9 protein-coding genes are annotated in these 6,257 nt (G+C 66.9%); all 9 read left to right on the top strand.

Translation table 11 applies throughout. From position 1 onward, the window contains the following. A partial coding sequence (locus CG471_RS28480) for a flagellar hook-length control protein FliK (protein ID WP_099234508.1) occupies positions 1-1,785 on the top strand: 1,785 nt, incomplete at its 5' end. 34 nt (positions 1,786-1,819) lie between these two features. Next, positions 1,820-2,491, top strand: a complete 672-nt coding sequence (gene fliL, locus CG471_RS28475) for a flagellar basal body-associated protein FliL (protein ID WP_004208185.1) — start codon at positions 1,820-1,822, stop codon at positions 2,489-2,491. Between the two features lie 48 nt (positions 2,492-2,539). Next, positions 2,540-3,424, top strand: a complete 885-nt coding sequence (locus CG471_RS28470; protein ID WP_180275831.1) for a flagellar motor switch protein FliM — start codon at positions 2,540-2,542, stop codon at positions 3,422-3,424. Beyond that, the gene (gene fliN / locus CG471_RS28465) at positions 3,421-3,759 is read left to right on the top strand and encodes a flagellar motor switch protein FliN (protein ID WP_004208183.1); all 339 of its coding nucleotides are present in this window, start codon (positions 3,421-3,423) and stop codon (positions 3,757-3,759) included. Before CG471_RS28470 ends, fliN begins: the two co-directional genes overlap by 4 nt. Before the next feature lie 83 nt (positions 3,760-3,842). After that, positions 3,843-4,106, top strand: a complete 264-nt coding sequence (locus tag CG471_RS28460) for a flagellar biosynthetic protein FliO (protein WP_004208182.1) — start codon at positions 3,843-3,845, stop codon at positions 4,104-4,106. Positions 4,107-4,146: 40 nt separating this feature from the next. After that, complete coding sequence (gene fliP, locus CG471_RS28455; RefSeq protein WP_169863187.1) at positions 4,147-4,884, top strand: flagellar type III secretion system pore protein FliP; 738 nt, start codon at positions 4,147-4,149, stop codon at positions 4,882-4,884. Between the two features lie 10 nt (positions 4,885-4,894). Beyond that, the gene (gene fliQ, locus CG471_RS28450; protein ID WP_004208180.1) at positions 4,895-5,167 is read left to right on the top strand and encodes a flagellar biosynthesis protein FliQ; all 273 of its coding nucleotides are present in this window, start codon (positions 4,895-4,897) and stop codon (positions 5,165-5,167) included. Then, positions 5,164-5,946, top strand: coding sequence for a flagellar biosynthetic protein FliR (gene fliR, locus CG471_RS28445; protein ID WP_004208179.1), 783 nt, complete (start codon positions 5,164-5,166; stop codon positions 5,944-5,946). Before fliQ ends, fliR begins: the two co-directional genes overlap by 4 nt. Positions 5,947-5,949: 3 nt before the next feature. Then, on the top strand, positions 5,950-6,257 hold a 308-nt coding region (locus tag CG471_RS28440), incomplete at its 3' end, for an EscU/YscU/HrcU family type III secretion system export apparatus switch protein (RefSeq protein WP_180275830.1).

The following is a 6,257-nucleotide window of genomic DNA, read 5'->3' as shown; positions in this document are numbered from 1 at the left end:
GCTGCGCCAGTCCAGGAGGAGGGGGGCGTTGCGCCCGTATCGGCGGCGCCCGCCCCGATCGTCCGGCGGGAGGGTGAGGCTGTCGCGGAAGCCCCCCCGCTGCCTCGGCCGCCCCGGGCGCGGGCGGTCGCGCCTGCGCCTGCCGATATCCGCACTCCGGCGCCGGTTCCGACCGCCGATGTGGCCCTGTCGCTGCCGGTGGAAGCCGAAGGGGCGATCGCGCTCGCCCTTGCTGATGCTTCGATCAAGGCCAGGCCGACGCCCGCGCCGCAGCCTCTGCCGGCTGCGATCGTCGCGCCCGAGGCCGACGACATCGCCGATGGTGACAGCGAAGCTGACATAGTGACGGCCGATGCGCCCGTCGACAATGACGCGCCGATCGTCGCCGATCCGATTGCCCATTCCTTGCCTGCTGCACTCCCCCCCTTGCCGCAGGCGCCGAACGATGCCCCCGCATCTTCGGCTCCATCCGCGCCGACCCGGGAGATGCCTTTGAGCGTGTCTCCTTCGCTGTCACCTTCATTGTCCCAAACCCAGGCCCCTTCGAAACCGGCCATGGGACAGGAAGCGGTGACGGCCCCGGTGGTCGGCGCGGATGGGCAGGATGACCAGATCGTTGCAACGCCCGTGGCGGCGCCTGCAACGACGCCTGAAATGACGCCCGAACTGGTCGCTGCGATGACCCCGGCCCAGCCTGCGCCAGCCGCCAACGCGGCCCCGAATGTCGTGCAGGCCCCGGTCCAGGTAGCCCCGCAGCCCGTGATTGCACAGCGCCCGGTCGAGCAGGTCATGCCCGCTGTCGCTGCGGCGCCGGAGGTCACCCCTGACATGCCGGCCGAAATGGTCGTGGCGGCCGCCAGGCCGACGGAGAAGACCGCGCCTGCGGCTGTAACCAGCAGCCCGGACGAGGCCGATGTCGAGATCGCATCCGCCGGCACCGACGTCCCGGCCGCGCCCGTGGCCGCCAAGCCGGCCAAGGCGGAAGCCCTGTCGCTGCTGCAACTGGTGCGCGACCATATGAACCGCCGGGCGACGCCGGTGCGCGACAGCGCCGAAGCGGCAACGCCGGTCAGCGATCGCACGCCGGACAAGGCGACCACGGCCGTCGATCCGCTGGTCGTAGCCACTCCGGCCGCGCCCCATCGTGGCGCGGAAATATCCGTGCCTCAGGCTGCCGTGCCCCAGGCGCCTTCGGTCACGCCGGCGGCGATGCCGACGGTCGACCTGTCGGCCAGCCTTGGCCAGCAGGTGGTCGATATGGGTGTGTCGGGACAGTGGATTGACGGGCTGGCCCGCGACATTGCCGGCCTGTCGGCCAATGGCGCGCAGGGCCGGTTCCAGATCAATGCCGACCAGCTTGGCCCGATCCAGGTCGATATCCGCCAGGATGGCGATGGCGCGGCGGTCAGCCTGACCGTTGCCAGCGAGGCGGCGGAAATGGCGCTGCGCCAGGATAGCGATCGGCTGAAGCTGGACGCCGGCCTTGCCGCCGTGCGCATCCATGAAGTGAAGATCGAACGCGCGCCGCATGTTGCCGAAGCGGCCAAGGCCGATGCCAATGGCCAGACCGGCAGCCAGTCGAACGGCCAGCAGGGCAATGCCTCTCAACAGCAGGGCACCTGGCAGGGTGCCGGCCAGATGGCGGGCCAATCCTCGTCGCAGGGCCGCTGGCAGGGCCGTGAAAATAATGGCCTTGGCCATAAAGCCGGGAGCGATCCGGCCGTTCTTAACCATGGTGACACCGGCGATAGCGCCGGTGACGTCCGCCGCGCGCGCTACGCCTGACGGCCGGGACGGGATATTCCAGGGGACGTGAACGATGAGCGATGAACCCAAGGCGAAGAAGAAGAAGGGTGGGGGGATGAAGCTCATCCTGCTGGTCGCCGTCGCCATGGTGGTGGGCGGTGCCGGCGCTGCGGGCGGGCTGTACGCCGCCGGCTTCTTCAGCCCCAAGGCCGAGGGCCCCAAGGAAGATCCCAACAAGCCCGTGCTGGTCCTGGCGGGCGAGGATGCGCAGGCTGTCGCCACCGCCCATGGCTGGGCCGGTGAAGGTGGCGGCGGTGGTGGCGAAGGCGGTGGCCATGCGAGCGCCGGTGGCGAGGGGCATGCCCCGTCGGCCGCCCATGCGCCCGGCAAGGGCATCGACCTGCCGGCACCAAGCAATCCGACCGCCTATCAGGCCACCTATTTCCAGCTCCAGGCGCCCTTCACGTCGAACATGACGGACACCGACGCCTTCGCCCAGATCACCGTCGCGGTGTCGACCTATTATGACTATCGCGTGATCGCCGCGATCAAGATGCACGAGATGGCGATTCGCAGTCAGGTGCTGATGATGCTCGCCGAACAGCCCGAGGAGCAGCTGGTCACGCCCGACGGCAAGCGCATGCTGCAAGGAAAAATCCGGGGCATCATCAACGATGTACTCAAGCAGAAGACCGGCTATGGCGGTGTCGATAACGTTTATTTTACCAATTTCGTTATTCAATAGCGCTGCCTGAACGCTGGGAAGTCCCCTGGCCAAGGGCAGGGGACAGACATGAATCACGTTCAATCCTTCGCCTTCGGGCGGGGGGACACGCAAGCTCCGGTAATGCTGTCGGGCCTCGACCGGCTGGGTGAAAAGCTCGGCCGGCGTATCCGTGCGCTGATCGAACCCATTTCCGGCATCCGCCCGCATGTCGCGGCCGAGGATGCACGGGTCGTGGAGTTTGGCGCCTGGTCGGCCGGCGCGCCCAATTTCTGCAGCCTGTCCATCTATCGCCTGCTGCCCCTGAAGGGGCAGATGCTGCTGTGCATGGACGCCACCATGATCTCGACCCTGGTCGACTGCTTCTATGGGGGGCTTGGCAACCGGGCGCTGCCCGCGCGCGGCGAATTTACCCCGACCGAAGACCGGCTGATCGCCCGCCTGTCGGAAACCATCATGGCCCGCATGGTCGAATGCTGGTCCGAAGTCCTGCCCCTGGAACCCGGCCTGCTGCTGCGTGAAACCGGCATCGGCTTTGCCGCCGCTGCCCAGCCCGCCGACCAGATGGTGGTGCAGCGCTTCCGCGTCGGGCTGGACCGGGATCGCGAATGGTCGATCGACATGGTCTTCCCGCTGGCGGCGCTGCGCGGCGTCGAGGCGCTGATGGGCAGCAAGGTCGCAAGCGATGACGAGCATGTCGATCCGGTGTGGCAGGCCCGCGTGGCGCGCCGCATGCGCGACATCCGCCTGCCGGCCCGCACCGTGCTGGCCCGCCCCAATCTCTCGCTGGCGGAGCTGATGCAGCTCAAGGCCGGCGACATCATACCCGTGACGATCGGCCGCAGCCTGCCGCTGATCGTCGGCGACAGGATCGTCGCGCACGGCACGATCGGCGAACAGGATGGCCGTGCCGCCTTCCAGATTGAAAAGATTGCACAGGGACCGGAACAATGAGTGATATGAGCGACGCCCCGATGATGGATCCCCGTGGGGAAGACAGCGCCAGCCGCATGGCGGCGAACCGCCAGTTCAAGCTGCTGGCCGATATTCCGGTGCGCATGTCGGTGGAGGTCGGATCGACCTCGCTGCGCCTGGCCGAAGTCATGGACCTGGCCGAAGGCAGCATCGTGGAACTGGATCGCCAGGCCGACGAACTGCTCGACATCATGGTCAATGGCGCGCTGATCGCGAAGGGGGAGGTCGTGACGGTGAACGGCCGCTATGGCATCCGCATCGTCGATATCGCCGCCACCGAAACCCGCATGGCCGGGGTCGAACGGCGCGGCTGATCGCAGGGCCGTGCTTTTGCGCTTGCCTTGCGGCCCATTCTTGCGGATCGGATGACGCATTAACCTAAACGCGGGGCGCGTGCATGTTCTGGTATTTCGTCAAATTGCTGATCCTGCTGCCGCTTGTGGGCGGCATGGCCTTTGGTGCCTTGTGGCTGTGGCGCAAATATCAGCCCGGCATGATGGTCGGCCAGAATGACCGGTCGCTGAAGCTGCTGGAAGCGCTGCCCATGGGCACGTTCGGCAAGCTGGCCGTGGTCGAGTTCGAGGGCAAGAAGATCCTGCTGTCGGTCACCCGCGGCCGGATCGAGAAGATCGCGGAAGGCGACCCCTATCGTGCGCGCTAGTCACTGGCTGGTCGGCGGCATCCTGCTGACCGCCGGGCTGATGCTGGTCGATCCTGCGCTGGCGCAGGCGGTGCCGGCCGCGCCGGCGCCGGTCGACAATGGTGGCGCGCTGACCCGCGCGATGGGACAGATTTCGGGCGACGGCCGCTCGCTGTCGCTGTCGCTGCAGATCCTCGTCCTCATGAGCCTGCTGTCGGTCCTGCCGTCGCTGATCCTCATGATGACCAGCTTCACCCGGATCATCATCGTCCTGTCGCTGCTGCGCCAGGCGCTGGGCCTGCAACAGACGCCGCCCAACCAGGTGCTGGTCGGGCTTGCCCTGTTCCTGTCGCTGTTCGTGATGCGACCGGTGATCGACCAGATCAACGGCCAGGCCTATGATCCCTATGGCAAGGGCCAGATTTCGATCGAGGAAGCGGTCGGCCGTTCGGGCAAGGTGCTGCACGGCTTCATGGCCAAGCAGACGCGCGAGAGCGACCTCAAGCTGTTCGCCAACATGGCCGAGGCCCCGGCCTTCCGCACGCCCGACGACATTCCCTTCACGATCCTGCTGCCGGCCTTCGTCACCAGCGAGTTGAAGACCGCGTTCCAGATCGGCTTCATGATCTTCCTGCCCTTCCTCATCATCGACCTGGTCGTCGCATCGACCCTGATGGCGCTGGGCATGATGATGCTGTCGCCCACGATCATCTCCATGCCCTTCAAGCTGTTGCTGTTCGTGCTGGTCGATGGCTGGGCGCTGACGATGGGGTCGCTCGCCGGCTCCTTCGCGACATAGGAGGGCGGCAATGGAGAATGCGGATTTCTTCATGGGCCTGGCACAGCATGCGCTGTGGATCACGGCGCTGGCGACGGCGCCGATCCTGATTCCGGCGCTGGTCGCGGGCGTGCTGATCGGCATGGTCCAGGCCGCGACGTCGATCAACGAACAGACGCTCAGCTTCATTCCCAAGATTCTGGTCGTGGGGGCGATGCTGACCCTGTTCGGCGGGTCGATCATGGTGCTGATCGCCGACTTCACGCGCGAGATATTCGAGCGGATACCGGACCTGCTGCAATGATCGCACCCGGCTTCGCAGGCGTCGAGACGCAATTGTGGATCTGGCTGATCGCCATGATCCGCCCCGGTGCGGCCTTTCTGGCCGCGCCCGTCTTCGGTGCGCCCGCGATGCCGCTTCAGTTGCGCCTGATCCTGTCGCTCGCGCTTGGCATGGCCGCCCTCAACAGCGTCACCATCCAGTTGCCGCATGACGGCGTCGCCAGTTTCGAAGGCGTGATGCTGGTCGCCGGCGAAGTGCTGACCGGCCTTGCCATGGGTTTTGCCGTGCAGATCGGCTACTCCGCCGCCTTCGTCGCGGGCGAGGCGATCGCCAACACCATGGGGCTGGGCTTTGCCGCGATGGTCGATCCGGGGTCGGGGCAGGGGACGCAGGCGGTCGGCCAGTTCCTGTCGATCCTCTCGACCTTCCTGCTGCTGGCGATGGACGGCCATCTGCTGCTCGTCAGCTTCGTGGTGCAGAGCTACAAGGCGCTGCCGCCGGGCGCGGCGATGCTCAGCAATGATGCGGTCTGGCACATGATCCAGTTTGGCGGCTCGCTGCTGGGCGCCGGGGTGACGATCGCGCTGCCGGTCGGCTTTGCGCTGGTGCTGGTGCAGATCGTCATGGGCATGCTGGCGCGCACTGCGCCCGCGCTCAACCTGTTCGCCGTCGGCATGCCGATGGCGGTGATGGCGGGGCTGGTGCTGCTGGCGATGGCGGTGCCGGTGATGGGCGAGGGGATCACCATCGCGCTCAAGTCGGGGCTGGAACAGGCCCGCGCCATCTCGGAAGGACGCTGAGCCATGGCGGGCGGATCCGAGGGCGGCGAAAAGACCGAAAAACCGACACAGAAGAAATTGCAGGATGCCGCCAAGGAAGGCGACATCCTCCAGTCCCGCGAACTGGGGACGGCCCTGGTGGTGATGGCCGGCATCGGCTGGCTGGCGGTTGCCGGGCCGGGCCTGATCGACGCGCTGTCGGGCATGCTGACCCGCGCATTACGCTTCGGGCGCGAGGATATCGTGAACTTCTCGCCGGTGACGCGTGGCACCGGCCTGCTGGCGGACATTGCGCTGCCGGTGGGCGGCGTATTGCTCGCGACCTTCTTTGC

This window comes from Sphingobium sp. IP1, from assembly GCF_002708645.1.
GTDB classification, from domain to species: Bacteria; Pseudomonadota; Alphaproteobacteria; order Sphingomonadales; family Sphingomonadaceae; genus Sphingobium; species Sphingobium yanoikuyae.
This window is presented reverse-complemented; position numbering and strand designations above follow the sequence as displayed.

Excerpts from the sequence above, each read along its gene's own strand:
- fliN (WP_004208183.1), top strand. The coding sequence starts at position 3,421 with ATGAGTGATATGAGCGACGCCCCGATGATGGATCCCCGTGGGGAAGAC.
- fliL (WP_004208185.1), top strand. The coding sequence starts at position 1,820 with ATGAGCGATGAACCCAAGGCGAAGAAGAAGAAGGGTGGGGGGATGAAG.
- fliP (WP_169863187.1), top strand. The coding sequence starts at position 4,147 with ATGCTGGTCGATCCTGCGCTGGCGCAGGCGGTGCCGGCCGCGCCGGCG.
- CG471_RS28470 (WP_180275831.1), top strand. The coding sequence starts at position 2,540 with ATGAATCACGTTCAATCCTTCGCCTTCGGGCGGGGGGACACGCAAGCT.
- fliR (WP_004208179.1), top strand. The coding sequence starts at position 5,164 with ATGATCGCACCCGGCTTCGCAGGCGTCGAGACGCAATTGTGGATCTGG.
- CG471_RS28460 (WP_004208182.1), top strand. The coding sequence starts at position 3,843 with ATGTTCTGGTATTTCGTCAAATTGCTGATCCTGCTGCCGCTTGTGGGC.
- fliQ (WP_004208180.1), top strand. The coding sequence starts at position 4,895 with ATGGAGAATGCGGATTTCTTCATGGGCCTGGCACAGCATGCGCTGTGG.